Annotated in this window: 15 protein-coding genes; 3 read left to right on the top strand and 12 right to left on the bottom strand. The window is 67.4% G+C overall.

The window, feature by feature from the left end; translation table 11 throughout:
• Window positions 1-5: 5 nt before the first annotated feature.
• The 6 genes from tolR to U1737_RS13155 all read right to left on the bottom strand — a co-directional run bounded on the left by tolR (window position 6) and on the right by U1737_RS13155 (window position 5,615).
• Complete coding sequence (gene tolR, locus U1737_RS13180) at window positions 6-443, bottom strand: protein TolR (protein ID WP_248523964.1); 438 nt, start codon at window positions 441-443, stop codon at window positions 6-8.
• 183 nt (window positions 444-626) lie between these two features.
• A complete protein-coding gene (tolQ, locus tag U1737_RS13175) occupies window positions 627-1,319 on the bottom strand; it encodes a protein TolQ (RefSeq protein ID WP_332797070.1) in 693 nt (230 codons plus the stop codon).
• A complete protein-coding gene (locus U1737_RS13170; protein WP_332797069.1) occupies window positions 1,316-1,774 on the bottom strand; it encodes a YbgC/FadM family acyl-CoA thioesterase in 459 nt (152 codons plus the stop codon). The genes tolQ and U1737_RS13170 overlap by 4 nt, the downstream gene beginning before the upstream one ends.
• A 111-nt stretch (window positions 1,775-1,885) precedes the next feature.
• A complete protein-coding gene (locus tag U1737_RS13165; protein WP_248523958.1) occupies window positions 1,886-2,644 on the bottom strand; it encodes a hypothetical protein in 759 nt (252 codons plus the stop codon).
• A 420-nt stretch (window positions 2,645-3,064) separates the two neighbouring features.
• Window positions 3,065-4,084: an NAD(P)H-dependent flavin oxidoreductase gene (locus U1737_RS13160; protein WP_332797068.1), complete on the bottom strand. Its 1,020-nt coding sequence runs from the start codon at window positions 4,082-4,084 to the stop codon at window positions 3,065-3,067.
• 277 nt (window positions 4,085-4,361) lie between these two features.
• A complete protein-coding gene (locus tag U1737_RS13155) occupies window positions 4,362-5,615 on the bottom strand; it encodes an aspartate kinase (protein WP_332797067.1) in 1,254 nt (417 codons plus the stop codon).
• A gap of 52 nt (window positions 5,616-5,667) precedes the next feature.
• On the opposite strand from U1737_RS13155, the gene ubiG reads away from it, so the two are divergent.
• The gene (gene ubiG / locus U1737_RS13150) at window positions 5,668-6,408 is read left to right on the top strand and encodes a bifunctional 2-polyprenyl-6-hydroxyphenol methylase/3-demethylubiquinol 3-O-methyltransferase UbiG (RefSeq protein WP_332797066.1); all 741 of its coding nucleotides are present in this window, start codon (window positions 5,668-5,670) and stop codon (window positions 6,406-6,408) included.
• Window positions 6,409-6,642: 234 nt separating this feature from the next.
• Window positions 6,643-8,067 (top strand): DUF2029 domain-containing protein, encoded by a 1,425-nt coding sequence (locus U1737_RS13145; RefSeq protein ID WP_332797065.1) that lies wholly within the window; start codon window positions 6,643-6,645, stop codon window positions 8,065-8,067.
• Here the strand turns inward: U1737_RS13145 and U1737_RS13140 are convergent.
• The 3 genes from U1737_RS13140 to U1737_RS13130 are packed head-to-tail and all read right to left on the bottom strand — an operon-like array spanning window position 8,009 to window position 10,680.
• Window positions 8,009-9,193: a glycosyltransferase gene (locus U1737_RS13140; protein WP_332797064.1), complete on the bottom strand. Its 1,185-nt coding sequence runs from the start codon at window positions 9,191-9,193 to the stop codon at window positions 8,009-8,011. The two genes, U1737_RS13145 and U1737_RS13140, sit on opposite strands and share 59 nt — an antisense overlap.
• Before the next feature lie 51 nt (window positions 9,194-9,244).
• The gene (locus U1737_RS13135) at window positions 9,245-9,760 is read right to left on the bottom strand and encodes a DUF2141 domain-containing protein (protein ID WP_248523945.1); all 516 of its coding nucleotides are present in this window, start codon (window positions 9,758-9,760) and stop codon (window positions 9,245-9,247) included.
• The gene (locus tag U1737_RS13130; protein ID WP_248524043.1) at window positions 9,757-10,680 is read right to left on the bottom strand and encodes a hypothetical protein; all 924 of its coding nucleotides are present in this window, start codon (window positions 10,678-10,680) and stop codon (window positions 9,757-9,759) included. The genes U1737_RS13135 and U1737_RS13130 overlap by 4 nt, the downstream gene beginning before the upstream one ends.
• Before the next feature lie 159 nt (window positions 10,681-10,839).
• Between U1737_RS13130 and U1737_RS13125 the strand changes: the two genes are divergently transcribed.
• Complete coding sequence (locus tag U1737_RS13125; RefSeq protein ID WP_332797063.1) at window positions 10,840-11,904, top strand: glycosyltransferase; 1,065 nt, start codon at window positions 10,840-10,842, stop codon at window positions 11,902-11,904.
• A gap of 146 nt (window positions 11,905-12,050) precedes the next feature.
• Here the strand turns inward: U1737_RS13125 and U1737_RS13120 are convergent, their stop codons facing one another.
• From U1737_RS13120 to acpS, 3 genes are read right to left on the bottom strand one after another with little or no spacing between them, the layout of a single operon-like run.
• A complete protein-coding gene (locus U1737_RS13120) occupies window positions 12,051-13,082 on the bottom strand; it encodes an AI-2E family transporter (RefSeq protein ID WP_332797101.1) in 1,032 nt (343 codons plus the stop codon).
• Window positions 13,083-13,125: 43 nt separating this feature from the next.
• Entirely contained in the window at window positions 13,126-14,121 is a 996-nt protein-coding gene (lepB, locus tag U1737_RS13115) for a signal peptidase I (RefSeq protein ID WP_332797062.1), read from the bottom strand.
• Window positions 14,118-14,552 carry a holo-ACP synthase gene (gene acpS, locus U1737_RS13110; RefSeq protein WP_332797061.1) on the bottom strand — a complete coding sequence of 145 codons (435 nt, stop codon included), beginning with the start codon at window positions 14,550-14,552 and terminating at the stop codon, window positions 14,118-14,120. The genes lepB and acpS overlap by 4 nt, the downstream gene beginning before the upstream one ends.
• Window positions 14,553-14,646: the final 94 nt, after the last annotated feature.

Genomic DNA, 14,646 nt, shown 5'->3' with positions numbered 1-14,646 from the left:
AGCCATCAGTTCTGGTTGCCCTCGACGGTCACCAGCGCGACGCGGTTCAGCCCGGCGCGGTTGAGTTCGCCCATCACCCGCATCACGCGGCCGTAATCGAGCTTCCGGTCCGCGCGCAGCAGCACCTGAGGTTCGTCGCCGACCGCGCGGCTTGCGGCGATCGATGCGAGCCGGATCGGCAGCGCGTCGTCGGCGACCTGATCCTGGTCGATGAACAGCGCGCCGGTCTCGTCCATCGAGATCTCGACGGGCTTCTGCTCCTGGTCGAGCGCTTTCGCGCGCGCGTCGGGCAGGTTCACCGGCACGCCCGCGGTCATCAGCGGCGCGGTCACCATGAAGATGATCAGCAGCACCAGCATCACGTCGACCAGCGGCGTGACGTTGATATCCGCCATCGGCGCGCGGCGGCCACGCCCGCGGGAGGAAGGAAGGTTCATCGCCACGCTAAAATCCTCCCCGCTCGCGGGGAGAGGGACCAGCGAAGCTGGTGGTGGGGGCGTGCGTCAAACGCTGCGCTGCGTGGAGTACCTCGTTCCACACATGCTCCGCTGCGTGGAGAACCCCCTCCACCACGCCGCTGCGCGTCGCGGTCCCCCTCCCCGTGCCGGGGAGGATTTGCGTCGCGCTCATCGCGAGCCGTCCAGTTGGCGCGACAGGGTCGTGTGGAAGCCGTCGGCGAACCGGTTCAGGCTCGCCTCGATCCGGTTGATGCCGTGCGAAAACCGGTTGTACGCGATCACCGCGGGGATCGCCGCGAACAGCCCGATCGCCGTCGCGAACAGCGCCTCCGCGATCCCCGGTGCCACCACCGCCAGCGACGTGTTCTGCGCCGCCGCGATGCTGGTGAAGCTCCGCATGATGCCCCACACCGTGCCGAACAGCCCGACGAACGGCGCGACCGAGCCGACCGTCGCCAGCACGTTCAGCCGGTCCGACAGCGTGTCGATCTCGCTCGCGACCGCTGCGCCCATCGTCGTCGCCAGTCGCTCGCGCGTGCCGCTCTTGTCAATCGTGCCGCCCGCGGTCGAGCGCCGCCACTCGGTCACGCCCGCCGCGAACACGCGCGCGGACGGCAAGGCGCTCTCGCCCTCCGCCTTGTAGAAGACGTCGATATCCTCGGCCTTCCAGAAATCGCGCTCGAACCGCACCATGTTCTTGCGCGTCTTGCCGATCCGCCGCCAGAACGCGACGATCAGCGCCCAGGTCCAGATGCTGGCGAGCAGCAGCCCGACCATCACGCCCTTCACGACCCAGTCGGCCTGCAGGAACAAGTGGATCGGCGACAGCGTCGCGCTATCCATAGTCAACACCGGATTCATGCTTCCCCCTGCCAGACTAGGCGTTCGTAGATATCGATCCATGCGCGTGGCTGACGGCGTGGGCGACCGTTGGGAGCGACCAATGCCGCCACAATGTCCGCCTCGGCCAAGACAAGCCCGTCGCGCATGACCCTTTGATGAATGGCGACGCCCGCGGCGCGGACTTGTGTGATCCGTGAGACGACCAGCAGCGCGTCGTCGAGCTTGGCGGGCGCGGCATAGCGGATGGTGGCGCTGGCGATCGCGTAGGAGCCCTCGCCGGCCTCGAACGCCGCGCGCTGGTCGATCCCGCCGACCCGCAGCATGTCCGACCGCGCGCGTTCCATGTAGCGCAGATAGTTGGCGTGATAGACCGCGCCCGACAGATCGGTGTCCTCGAAATACACGCGCACCGGAAACCGGTGCTCGCGCCCTTCGAAGCGGCCTTCCGCCGGACGATCTGAAACATCAGCCATTCCCGCGGCTGTTAACCCAGTCTTCGCAGGGAAGCCAACCATTGCCTGCAAGATGTTCGCGGTAACGCCACTCTACTATCCTCCCCCTGGCGGGGGAGGATCGCAACGTGGTTACTGGAAGACGCTGGCGTCGAGCTTCAGGCGAGGCTGCGCGGGAGGCACCGGCTGGGAGATCGGCTGGAGCCGGGCCTGCGTGATCGTCTGCACCGGCATGTTCGATGCATATTGGCGCGAGGCGACCAGCTGCGGCTGGACCGGACGCACCGTGCGACCGCGCCACGCATCGACCGCGCGGTAGAAATCGGTGAACGGCCGCTCGAGCAAGGGCAGGTTCTGCGCGGCGAACGCTGGCAGTGCCTCGGCGGTAAGACCCGTGCTCTGCGCGAGGACGGCCCCTGCCGCCGCGCAGAACTCGTCGCGCGCGGGGGACTGCGAGAAGAAGTTGTACAGGCGCGTCATCGAATCGTCGTAGCGATCCTGCCAGTCGCCGCCGCCCGCCTTGTACTCGCTGGCATAGGTCGCCTCGGCCTTGGCGAGCACCGGCTTCTGCGCCGACAACAGCGCGTTATAGCCCGCGACGATCGTCAACTCCTGCGGCCCCCGGCACGCAAGCGCGGCGACGTTGAGCGCGGCGCGGAGATGCCAGACCTTGGCGGACGTCGTCAGGTTGCGATTCGGCGTAGGATAGGTGCCATCGGCCAGCGCGACGGGGATGACGATGGTCGGCGACGCGCCCTTCGGCATCGTCGGCGCGGGCACCGGCACCATGATCACGGGCGGCGCGACCTGCGCCACGGTCCGCGGCTTCGACGTGCAGCCGGCCAGCAGGCCCAGCGCGGTAACGGACAGCAAAGCAAACCGACGACTCATCGCAACACCTCGTAACGTCCCCCGACGGGACACTGTATGCAGGGATTAGGTTAACGAGACGTAAGCCGTACGTGGTTTGCGGTGAGTGGAGAGGGGGCGGCGTTGGGGTTTGGGTTTCCCGGATCGCTTCCACCCCGGCGTAGGCCGGGGCCAGTTGGAAAGGTTGCAGTAACGGAGCGTAACCTCAGTCAGCGACGTCCCCCAACTGGGCCCCGGCCTCCGCCGTGGTGGTGCTTGGTGGAAGCCGGTGGGAGTATTGGCCGTTAAGAGGGAGCGCCCTCTCGATCCTCCCCCGCAAGGGGGAGGTGGCGCCCTTAGGCGACGGAGGGGGAGGACACGGAACAGAAGTCGGCGCTAACCTCCCCCTCCGTCAGGCAAGAGCCTGCCACCTCCCCCTTGCGGGGGAGGATCAGAACCGCCTTAAACCGCGCGTGCTTCCAGCGCCGCCGCGGCCTGCGCCATCAGCCCGGCGATGATGTCCGCGACGGGCTCCTCGCGCTTGACCATGCCGACCGACTGGCCTGCCATCACCGAGCCGTGCTCGACATCGCCGTCGATCACCGCGCGGCGCAGCGCACCCGCCCAGTAATGCTCGATCTGCAACTGCGCCTCGGCCACCTCGACCCGACCACCATCCAGATGCCCGGCAACCTCACGCTGCTTCGCCGTGAACAACTCGCTCGACGCGTTCTTCAGCGCGCGGACCGGGATCACCGGAAGCCGCGCATCGATCTGCACACTGGCGATCGCATCGCGCGCCGAGGCGCGGATGAACGCTTTCTTGAAATTGGCGTGCGCGATCGATTCGGTCGCGCACACGAACAGCGTGCCGAGCTGGACGCCCGCCGCACCCATGTCGAGATACCCGGCGATCGCTTCGCCGCGACCGATCCCGCCCGCGACGAACACGGGAACTTGCTCGGCGATCTCGGGCAGCATTTCCTGCGCGAGCACGCTGGTCGAGACCGGGCCGATATGGCCGCCGGCCTCCATGCCCTCGATCACCAGCGCGTCGACACCCGAGCGAATCAGCTTCTTCGCGAGCGCCAGCGCAGGCGAGAACGCGATCAGCTTCGCGCCGGTTTCCTTGATCGCCTCGATGCTGCCCTTGGGCGGCAGGCCACCCGCGAGCACGACGTGGCCGACCTTGTGCTTCGCGCAGACCGCGATCAGCTCGAACAGGTCGGGGTGCATCGTGATGAGGTTTACGCCGAACGGCTTGTCGGTCATCGCCTTGGTCGCGGCGATCTCGGTATCGAGCAGCGCGGGCGTCATCGCCCCGCACGCGATCACGCCAAACCCGCCCGCGTTCGAGATCGCGGAGACGAGATGACGTTCGCTCACCCAGGACATCGCGCCGCCGAGGATCGCAACCTCCGACCCGAGGAATGCGGCGCCGCGCGCCATCCGGCGGGCCAGCCGCTCAGTACCGATCGTCATGCATCCATCCCCGTCGTCGCAACCCTGCCGATATTCGCAAATCTGCCGGCCTTTGCAAATCTGCCGGCCTTTGCGAATCTATCCGTCATCCCAACCACATCCGTCATCCCAGCGAAAGCTGGGATCTCCCGGTGATAGCGCGCGCCCTTGCCGCGGGAGACCCCAGCTTTCGCTGGGGTGACGGCGTGGGCTGAGATGACGGCGTAGGCTGGGATGGTGGCGTGGGTTGGGGTGACGGATCGGGCAGAGGCGACCACTTCCAGGACGGCGTTCAAACTCAAGCCGCATCCTCGGCATCGAGCCCGTACGCGGTGTGCAGCACGCGCACCGCCAGCTCGGTATAATCCTCTTCGATCAGCACGCTGACCTTGATCTCCGAGGTCGCGATCGCCTGGATGTTGATCCCGCGTTCGCCGAGCGTGGTGAACATCGTCGAGGCGACACCTGCATGGCTGCGCATCCCGACGCCGACCACCGATACCTTGGCGACGCGCGTGTCGTGGACGATCGTCGCATAGCCGATCGCGTCCTTCGCCTTGTCGAGCACGTCGAGCGAGCGCGCCAGATCGGCCGCTGGCACCGTAAAGGTCACGTCGGTCGAGCCGGTCGAATGCGCGACGTTCTGCACGATCATGTCGACGTTGATCCCCGCCTCGGCGAGCGGCGCGAAGATCGCCGCGACCGAACCCGGCCGATCGCTGACCTGCGTCAGGGTGATCTTCGCCTCGTTCTTGTCGTGCGCGATGCCGGTGATGAGCTGGCGTTCCATATCGTCGATTTCCTCTTCGCCCACGATCAACGTGCCACGATGTCCGTCATTGGTATCCCCGTCTTCGAACGAAGACAGCACGCGCACGCGCACATTCTCTTTCATCGCCAGGCCGACAGACCGCGTCTGCAGCACCTTGGCACCGACGCTGGCGAGTTCCAGCATCTCTTCGTACGTCACCTTGCTCAGTTTCCGCGCGCGGGGCACGATCCTGGGATCGGTCGTGTAGACGCCGTCGACGTCGGTATAGATGTCGCAGCGGTCGGCTTTCATCGCCGCCGCCATCGCGACCGCCGACGTATCCGAGCCGCCGCGGCCCAACGTCGTGACGCGGTTACCGTCCGCGACGCCCTGGAAGCCGGGGATCACGGCGACGACACCGTCCGCAAGGCTCGCGTCGAGCGCGGCCGTGTCGATCTCGCCGATGCGGGCCGATCCGTGCGCGTCGGACGTGTTGATCGGCAACTGCCAGCCGAGCCACGAGCGCGCCTTGCAGCCGGCCGCCTGGAGCGCGATCGCGAGCAGGCCGCTCGTGATCTGCTCGCCGGCCGAGACGACGACGTCATATTCCTTCGCGTCGTACAGCGACGACGCCTCGCGGCAGAAGCCGACCAGCCGATCGGTCTCGCCGGCCATCGCGGAGACGACGACAGCGACTTGGTTGCCGGCATCGACTTCGCGCTTCACGCGCGCGGCGACGTTGCGGATACGCTCGATCCCAGCCATCGACGTCCCGCCGAATTTCATCACGATACGGGCCATTGGCAGCGCAAATCCCTTTGGGTCGAAGCGGCGGCCCTGATAGGTAGCGCGCATGATACTGGCAAGTGACACCGTAAACGGCGCAACAATCGATCCGCGCGAGGCTGCGCATTTCGGCACGATGGCGAAGGACTGGTGGGATCCGAAGGGCTCGTCGGCGCCGCTCCACAAGCTCAACCCGCCACGGCTGCGCTACATCCGCGAGCAGGTCGACGCGCATTGGGGTGGGGATGGGGCTAGCTTCACGCCGCTGGAGGGGAAGACCGCGCTCGACGTCGGCTGTGGCGCGGGGTTGCTGTGCGAGCCGTTGGCGCGGCTTGGGGCGACGGTGACGGGGATCGATGCGGCACCCGAGAATATCGCGGTGGCGGAGATCCATGCGGCGCAGAGCGGCTTGGCGATCGATTACCGCGCGGGGGGTGTCGAGGGGCTAGGCGGGCAGTTCGATCTCGTCACCAGCCTTGAGGTGATCGAGCATGTCAGCGATCCTGCTGGCTTCGTCCGAGGCTTGGCGCGGACGCTGGCGGAGGGCGGGTTGCTGATCCTGTCGACGCCTAATCGCACGCCTTTGTCGCGATTGGCGATGATCACCGTGGCGGAAGGTGCTGGGGTCATTCCCAAGGGCACGCACGACTGGAACAAGTTCCTGACGCCCGAGGAACTGACCGCGCTGCTGAAGGATGCGGGGCTGCGCGTGACGGATACGCGCGGGCTGAGCTTCTCGCCGGCGACCGGGTTCACGCTGAGCGATTCGACGAGCCTCGACTATTTCCTGACCGCGGTAAAAGCCTGACCTTGCCCCCTTACCCTCCACCCCGGCGAAGGCCGGGGCCCAATTGGGAAGGCCGCGGTAACGGAGCGCCGTCCTCAATCATAACCGTCCCCCAATTGGGCCCCGGCCTCCGCCGGGGTGGCGGGAAGCGAGGCGGTGGCATTCGTGGTTGAGCACACCCCTCCCCAACCATGTTCACCCGCGAAGGCGGGTGCCCAGTCTGTGCACCCGCCTTCGCGAGTGAACACACTTCTGATGCTCGCAGGGCTAGCGATCCTCTTCGTCACCCTCGCCCTCCTCCGCCCGGTAGACCACGACGAATCCCAATACGTCGCCGCCGCCGCGCTAACCGCCCACGGCCTCCTCCCGTACCGAGACTTCGCCTACCTCCAGACCCCGCTCCAGCCCTACCTGTTCGCCCCCATCGCAGCCCTGGCCCAAAGCTGGACCTGGCCAGCCCTCCGCATCCTCAACGCCCTCCTCGGCGTCGCGACGATAGCCTTCGTCCACACCGCAGCCCGAACCCTCGGCGCAAAACCCAAAGCCGCGCTCACCTGCGCAGCCCTGTTCGCCACCTGCGACATCCTCCTCTTCAGCATCGGCACGGCCCGCAACGACGCGCTCCCCGCGGCCCTGCTAGCCGCAGCCCTCCCCCTGATCGTCCGCCCTGCAACCACGCGAAAAACCGCGGCGCTAGCCGGCCTCCTCCTCGCCAGCGCCGCCGCCGCGAAGATCTCCTACGCGTTCCCCGCGCTAGCCTACGGCCTCTACGCGCTGGTCGACCGCCGCCACCGCCCCATCGCGATCCTGCTCGGCACGCTCCCGGTCGTCGCCTTCGTCACCTGGACCTATGCCACCAGCCCGGCCGGCTTCGTATTCGGCACCTTCACCTTCCCGGCCCGCGGCCCCGCCGAATATTACGCGCTACGCCCGTGGAAGATGTCGCTGCCCGCCAAGGCGATCGACACGCTCAAGTTCCTCGCACTCGGCGCAGCCCTGCCCGCGCTAGCCCTGATCGCGCGCGACGCATGGCACCGCCGCACAATGGGATTGCTCGACTGGCTGATCCTCGCCGGCCTGATCGCCGCACTGCTGCCGTTCCCGACCTGGCGCCAATATCTCCTCCCCGCCCTGCCCGCGCTGTTCGTCCGCCTGTCGCTGATCCCGCCCCCAAGCCCCGCGTGGCGGATCGCCGTCGCGATATTCGCCACCGCCGGCCTCGCCCCCTCGGTCGCAGCGCTGGCGGACTCGGATAGCCTGTCGCTCACCCAAGCCCTCCGCGAAGGCCGGGCGGTCGGCCGCATGCTGGACCGACACGGAGTCGAAGGCCCGATCGCGACGCTATCCCCGCAAATCCTCCCCGCAGCGAATCGCCTGCCGGACCCCGCCTTCGCCACCGGCCCCTTCTATTTCCGCAGCACGACCCTGCTAGCCGCATCCCAGGAACGCGCGCTCCACCTGATCTCACGAGCGCGCATGAAACTCGACGGATCGACGATCCTAACCGGCGGCGAAGGCCCCGCGACCAGCGGCGACGCCAGCCTCGACCAAGCCCTCGCCACCGGCGCGCTCAAGGCCGGTTACAATCCGATCCCGATCCCCGGCACGCGCTTCACCGCGTTCAGGCCGCCAGCCCGCGCCCCTGCTTCGCCGCGACCAGCCCCGCATAATAGTCCATGAGTTCGACCGCATGCTCGCGGTCGCTACGGACATGCCGCGCCGCCACCGCCGCCGCCCGCCGGAGCATAGCCGGATCCCGCGCAAACAGCCGCCCGATCGCCGCCGCCGCACTCTCCGCATCGCGCGCCGCATAGAGTTCGCTGGCGTGGCGGTCGGCCACTTCCGCGCACCCGCCCGTATCCGGCACGATCAGCGGCAGGCCTGACGCCATCGCCTCCGACGCGACCAGCCCGAACGGCTCCGCCTCCGACCCGTGGATCAGCGCATCGCAACTCGCCATGATCCGCGCAAGCCGCTCGCGGTCATAGACGGGCGCGAACATCCGGATATGCGGCGACCCGCCGATCCGCCGCTGGATCGCCTTGGTCTGCGCACCCGCGCCGATCAGGACCAGCCCGACCGGCAAAGTCGCCCCCGCGCACGCCACCGCATCGACCACCAAGGGCCAGCGCTTCTCGCCGTGGTGCCGCCCGAGCCCGAGCAACAGCATGCCGTCCTCGGGCAACCCGCACTGCTGCAGCAACGCCGCACGCAGCCGCGTGTCACGCAGCTCGGGCGAGAAATGCCCGCGCTCGATCCCCAATGGCATCGCCGCATCGATCCGGACGCCGCGCGCGCGCAATCGCTTTTCCAGCGCCGGGCCGTTGGTGACGACGACGTCGTATTTCTCGAGGAAGCGGTTCATGTACCGGCTGTACCAGGCGAACCCGCGCTCGATCTGGTCATGGCTCGCGACGCCCGCGAACCAGCGCTGCGCATAGGCCGCGATATTGTCGTTGTGCATGAAGAACGACTTCACCGCCCGTCCCTGCCAGTCGCCGACGAACCACGCCGGGCGCCACGGCGAACAGCACTCGACCACGTCGGGATCGAGATCGTCGAGCACGCGGTGGATCGCACCCTCATCCCAGAACAGCCCGTAGTTGCGATCGAACGGCATGCCCGGCGACTTGAGGTAGAGGATCCGCCCGCCGCCCGGTCGCTCCTCGACGCGGTCCTCCCTGCCGGGCGCGACGACGATCAGTTCATGGCCCATGTCCGCCATGATCCCCATCTTGCGGTCGACATAGGTCCGCACGCCGCCGCCGGTCGGCGAGTAGAATTCGTTGACGTCGACAATTCTCACGGGACGATTCTCACGGGACGATTCTCGCAGCCGGGTCTCACAGCCGGGCCCTCATGGCGTGACGGGCCCGAAGCCGCCGAGCCCGCGCAGATACTGCACGGTGATCCGCACCGTCGTCACCCCCGCACCGACCTCGACCAGCGCCTGCTCGACCTTGGGCCGCGATCGCCCGAGCTTCAAATTGCTCGCGAACCCGGCGCCGTCGGTCCAGAAACTGAACTTGTTCTTCCCATCGCGATTATGCGTCAGCAACAGCGCATAACGGCCCAGCCGCGGCACCCGTATGCACAGCATCGGCACGCCCTTCGCAGGCGTCGGCACCACCACCCGCCGGAACGTCTTGCCTGCCGCGATCAGAACGCGGTCGTCCTTCAGAAAATCGGCTTCATCCCCGGGATAGAGCTCGAGCTTCAACTCGCCGATGCGATCCTTCAGTCCGGTGACTTCGACTGCGATCGCCGGACCTTCGCCCGGCCGACACGCCGCCGCATCGCTGCCGAGCAGCTGCGCCCCGGCGGGTCCTGCAAATGCGGCTATCGCGGCCAGCGCGACACAGGCGCGGATCATGCGCGCAGCCGGGTGAGCCCGGCATGGATGCCGAACAGGATGATCAGCGCGACATGCACCAGCAAGGTCAGCGCAGCGGTGAACGCGATCAGCTCGGACAAGGCCTGGTCCTGCCCGATCAACAGGATCGCGGCGTTGGCGAACAGCAGGTCCTTGTTCGGCACCAGCGGCAGGCGCGATACCAGCAGGCGCCCGGCGGCGAGGAACAGCCACATGCCCACCGGCACGCCCGGCAGCGCGAAATGCCACGCGAACGCGATCAGCACCGATCCGCACAGCAGCCGGATGCAGTGGATCCCGAACACCCACCACAGCTTCGCGCGCGGCAGGGAGAACACGCGGCGCGAGAAGATCAGGAACGGCAGCGAGATCGCCAGCGTCACGCCTGCCGATGCCAACACCGTCCGGAACTGGTCGTGCGTCAGCAGATGCCGGCCGAGCGGCAAGGCGATCGCCACCAGCAGCAATGTCACCGCATTGCCCGCGATCGCCGACAGGATCGTGACGTCCTTCACCGCGCCGAACGGCGACGCCACCATTCGCGCCTTCGCTCGCGCCCAGGCGTAGAAATACGCGTCGCCAGAATAGCCGAACACGACTTCGTTCGCGATCCGCTTCTTGATCAGCGCGACCAGCCCGCCGAGCGGAATCCCCCAGAGTCGGCGGAAGATCACGTAATCCCCGGTCGGCGGCGACATGTAGAGCAGGCCGAAGCACAGATAGAAGCGCGGATCCTGCGGCACCGAGCGCGAAAGCCCCGCAAGACCATGCCCGAGCAGTTCGCGGCCCAGCCCGACGATCATCGCCAGCGTCAGCAGCGCGCCGATGATCGCCGGCCAGCGGCTGCCGAGCGTCTTCAGCGGCTCGAGCCCGGCGCGCGCGATATCCGCATAGCCCTCGGACTCGCCTGTCTTCGCCATACGCGTAATCACTCGCCGTTCCTCAAGCCATTGCCCTCATAGCCGTTTCGGCGCTGGCCGCCCGGCACAATAGCCGTCCGGCACCGCCTGTGCACGCAAAGTCGGTTTCAATCGGTCGCGATCTCCGCTTTACCCATCGCGCATTATGATGACCCCGATATGTCAGTCCTGATCGGACCGCCGAACGCGCGGCACATCCTGACCTATGCGAAGGATCTGCGCGGTGGCGGCGTCGAGCGCGCGCAACTGCGTCTCGCGCGGGGCTGGCTGGCGGCGGGGCGGCGGGTGACGCTGGCGATCGAGGATGTTGCCGGGCCGCTGGCGACGGAGTTGCCGGAGGGGCTGGAGATCGTGACGCCCTCGCGGTTGCTGGCATTGCCGGGCGTCGTCCGCCGCCTGTCGCCGGACGTGATCTTCTGTCCCGGCAATTTCTACACGGGGATCGCGGCGTGGACCCGGCTGCGGCTCGGCAAGACCTGTCCGCCGATCGTCGCCAAGATGTCCAACGCGCCTGCACGGGCGGATCATAGCCGGCTGATGCACGCGGCGCACCAGGTCTGGCTGGCGCGGCACGGCAGCTTCCTCGATCACCTCGTGGCGATGACTCCGGCGACTGCGGAGGAGGCGGCGCGGGCGACGCGGATGGTCGGGCGGACGAGCGTCATTCCGAACCCGCCGGCGGTGCCGATTCCGGGAAAAGTGCCGGACCTGCCTGATCGTTTCATTCTCGGCGTCGGTCGGCTCGAACTGCAGAAGCGCTGGGACCGGCTGATCGCCGCGCTGCCGCTGCTGGCGGACCGGACGATACCGCTGGTTATCCTCGGCGAAGGGAGCGAGCGGGGCGCGATCAAGGCTCAGGTTCGAGAACTTGCCTTGGGGGACCGCGTCCTCCTGCTCGGCCACAGCGGCGATCCCCTCCCGGTGATGGCCCGCGCGACTGTGCTGGCGCTGACCTCCGATTACGAAGGCGTGCCGGGGGTGTTGCGCGAGGCGCTGTCGGTCGGGACGCCGGTGGTCTCGACCGATTCGAGCGCGGCGGTCGCGGAGATCGTCGACCGGCCCGATCGCGGCACGGTTGTCGCGAGGAACAACGCCGCTGCGCTGGTCGCTGCGCTGGACGTGTGGCTTGCGCCGACCGTGCAGCGGCCGGAGCCGGTCCCGCAACCGGGTGCCGACTCGGCGGAGCGCTACCTTGCTCTCTTCGATCAGTTGGTAAGGCGGTAGCGCCCTACTTCTTTCCCCGCCTCATAACGTTCGGGGGCCCCACCTTCCGTCATCCCCGCGGACGCGGGGACCCATATCCTCAGGGGTTTGCCAGTATGGGTCCCCGCGTCCGCGGGGATGACGGGCGGTGGATAAGCTAAATCGAGTCAGGCCGTAGCCTCACCAACCGCCTCAGCCTTCTCCTCTTCCCGCGCCGAACGCCGCTCCAAGGCCGTCTTCAGCATAGCGGTCATCGGATCGGCCAGCGCCAGCCCCAAGATCCCGAACAGCGCGCTTGCCAATATCTGCGCACCCAAGGTCAACGCCGGTGGCAGATCCACCGTACGCTTCGCCACCATCGGCACGATCACATACCCGTCGATCGTCTGCACCACGAGATACGTGCCGATCGCCCAATAGCCCGTATCGACGCCCGCGCTGAACCCGACTGCTACCATCAGCACGCCGGTCACGATCGCGCCGACGTTCGGGATGAACGCGAGGATGCCCGCGATAATGCCGAGCAGCATCGCCATCGGCACGCCACCGATCGTCAGCGCGATACCCGTCGCGACACCCTCGACCGCCATGCCCAGCAGGCGCCCGGCGAGCAGCTTGCGCAGCGTGTCGCCCATCTTGACCAGCGTCCTGGCGAACTCGGGGCGGAGGTCGATCGGCACCATCCACTGGAGCCCGCGCGAATACGTCCCCGGATCCATCGCGATGAACAGTCCGAGGATCAGGATCATGAACATGCTGGTCAGCGCGCCGATCGCGCTGCCGACCCACGACGTCACCCGTCCGACCGAGCCGAGCGCCTGCTTGGCGATGCCGTTGACGTCCGACGCGCCCGGCATCAGCCCCTGCGCACTTAGATAGCTCGTGAAGCGATTGGCCTGCGATTCCAGCGTCGAGCGCAACTGCATGACCTGCTCGGTCACCTGCACGCCCGTCAGGACGAAGGTGCCGACCAGGAACGCGAACGTCAGCAGCACGACGATCAGCAACCGCCAGCCGCGCCCGATCGGCAGCACCCGCCCGAGCAGCCGCACGCCGCCATCGAGCAGGGCCGCGAACACGACGCCGGCAAAGATGATCAGCAACGGCTGCACCAGCACGATCAGCAGCGCGATCAGACAGGCGAGCCCGAGCCAGATGATCGCGCGCTTCAGTTCCTTGCGCAGGAACGGATCGCGCATCTCGACCGGGCTGAGTTCGGTGACGGCTTTGTCGTCGGCCACCTCAGCTGGCCTTGGCGGGATGCAGCGACGTACCGGCGCGATCCGGGCGCAGCGATCCCCACCAGGTCAGCGGATTGAACGTCGCATCGCCGTCGAGGCTGAAGGTGATGAACTCCGCACGCCCGCCGAGATTCTCGTACGGCACCGGTCCGCCGAGTCCGAGCTGGCTCAGCGCGAACCGGCTGTCGGCGGAGCGGTCGCGATTGTCGCCCATCAGGAAGACATGGTTCGCGGGGATCGTAACTTCCGCGAAATTGTCGCCCTGGCTGTCCGATTCGAGATCGATCGTCTCGTAGCGGCGGCCATTGGGCAGAGTCTCGGTATAGGTCGGCAGGCGACACATCTGGCGACCGTCGGGCAGCGTCTCGCGCGCGCCGGGATAGTCGATCTCGCTGCACGGGCTGTTCGTGTCGACCGGGATCAGCGTGTCGTGGAGCGGGCCCCGCTTCACCGCGACGCCGTTGAGGAACACGATCCCGCCGCGCACGGCCAGTCTGTCGCCCGACAGGCCGATGACGCGCTTGATATAGTCGTTATGCGTCCCCGGGGGCGTCACGATCACCACGTCGCCGCGCGTCGGCAGCGAGCCGAACAGCCGGCCGTGGATGAACGGCAGCGAGACGCTCCAGCTGTCTTCCTGCTGGCGCAACACGACGCCCTTGAAGATCGCGACCGGGTTCGGGATCGTCGGCGAGACGAACGACCAGCCATAGGCGAACTTGGTCACCACCAGACGGTCGCCGATGCGAAGGCCCGGCAGCATCGATTCGCTGGGGATATAGAAGGGCTTGGCGATGAAGCTGTGGAAGCCGAGCACGACCAGGATCAGCCAGAAAATGCCCTTCACCTCGCCCCACCAGTCGGTGCCGCGGCGACGTGTCGTTTCGGGGGTGGCAGTGGCCGAGGGCGCGGGATCGACCGCGCTGGTCTGCGCTAGGGGGGCCTGCGCGAGGGGCTTTTCCTGGAACTCGTTGCCGTCCAACGCCGCGTCCTTCATCGATTCATATCCAGGCTCGTGTCCGGGGATATCAGAGGTATAGCTTCGATGATCACGAAGGCCTGCGCCCACGGATGATCATCCGTCATCGTCAAATGCACGCGCGCGGCGTGGCCTTCGGGGGTCAACGCGTCAAGCCTGGCTTTGGCGCCCCCGGTCAACGCCAGCGTCGGCGCGCCGCTGCGTGCGTTGACCACGCCGATATCGCGCATGAACACGCCCGCGCGAAACCCGGTCCCGACCGCCTTCGAAAACGCCTCCTTGGCCGCAAACCGCTTCGCCAGCGTCCCCGCCTTGGTGAACGGCCGCCGCGCCGCCTTCGCCCGCTCGACATCGGTAAACACCCGCTGCTCGAACCGCTCCCCGAACCGCTCGACCGACGCAGCGATCCGCTCGATGTTGCACAGGTCGGACCCGAGCCCGATGATCACGGCCGCACCCCAACCCCATCATCCCAGCGAAAGCTGGGATCTCGTGCCGCAAGGGGACGCTTCGTCACCATGATATCCCAGCTTTCGCTGGGAT

It is taken from the genome of Sphingomonas fucosidasi (assembly GCF_036663855.1).
In the GTDB taxonomy this organism is placed as follows: Bacteria; Pseudomonadota; Alphaproteobacteria; order Sphingomonadales; family Sphingomonadaceae; genus Sphingomonas; species Sphingomonas faeni_B.
Note: the sequence above shows the minus strand (reverse complement) of the source record. Positions and strands in the feature narration are given on the sequence as shown.

Excerpts from the sequence above, each read along its gene's own strand:
- tolQ (WP_332797070.1), bottom strand. The coding sequence starts at position 1,319 with ATGAATCCGGTGTTGACTATGGATAGCGCGACGCTGTCGCCGATCCAC.
- U1737_RS13170 (WP_332797069.1), bottom strand. The coding sequence starts at position 1,774 with ATGGCTGATGTTTCAGATCGTCCGGCGGAAGGCCGCTTCGAAGGGCGC.
- U1737_RS13165 (WP_248523958.1), bottom strand. The coding sequence starts at position 2,644 with ATGAGTCGTCGGTTTGCTTTGCTGTCCGTTACCGCGCTGGGCCTGCTG.
- U1737_RS13160 (WP_332797068.1), bottom strand. The coding sequence starts at position 4,084 with ATGACGATCGGTACTGAGCGGCTGGCCCGCCGGATGGCGCGCGGCGCC.
- U1737_RS13155 (WP_332797067.1), bottom strand. The coding sequence starts at position 5,615 with ATGGCCCGTATCGTGATGAAATTCGGCGGGACGTCGATGGCTGGGATC.
- ubiG (WP_332797066.1), top strand. The coding sequence starts at position 5,668 with ATGATACTGGCAAGTGACACCGTAAACGGCGCAACAATCGATCCGCGC.
- U1737_RS13145 (WP_332797065.1), top strand. The coding sequence starts at position 6,643 with ATGCTCGCAGGGCTAGCGATCCTCTTCGTCACCCTCGCCCTCCTCCGC.
- U1737_RS13135 (WP_248523945.1), bottom strand. The coding sequence starts at position 9,760 with ATGATCCGCGCCTGTGTCGCGCTGGCCGCGATAGCCGCATTTGCAGGA.
- U1737_RS13130 (WP_248524043.1), bottom strand. The coding sequence starts at position 10,680 with ATGGCGAAGACAGGCGAGTCCGAGGGCTATGCGGATATCGCGCGCGCC.
- U1737_RS13125 (WP_332797063.1), top strand. The coding sequence starts at position 10,840 with ATGTCAGTCCTGATCGGACCGCCGAACGCGCGGCACATCCTGACCTAT.
- U1737_RS13120 (WP_332797101.1), bottom strand. The coding sequence starts at position 13,082 with ATGCGCGATCCGTTCCTGCGCAAGGAACTGAAGCGCGCGATCATCTGG.
- lepB (WP_332797062.1), bottom strand. The coding sequence starts at position 14,121 with ATGAAGGACGCGGCGTTGGACGGCAACGAGTTCCAGGAAAAGCCCCTC.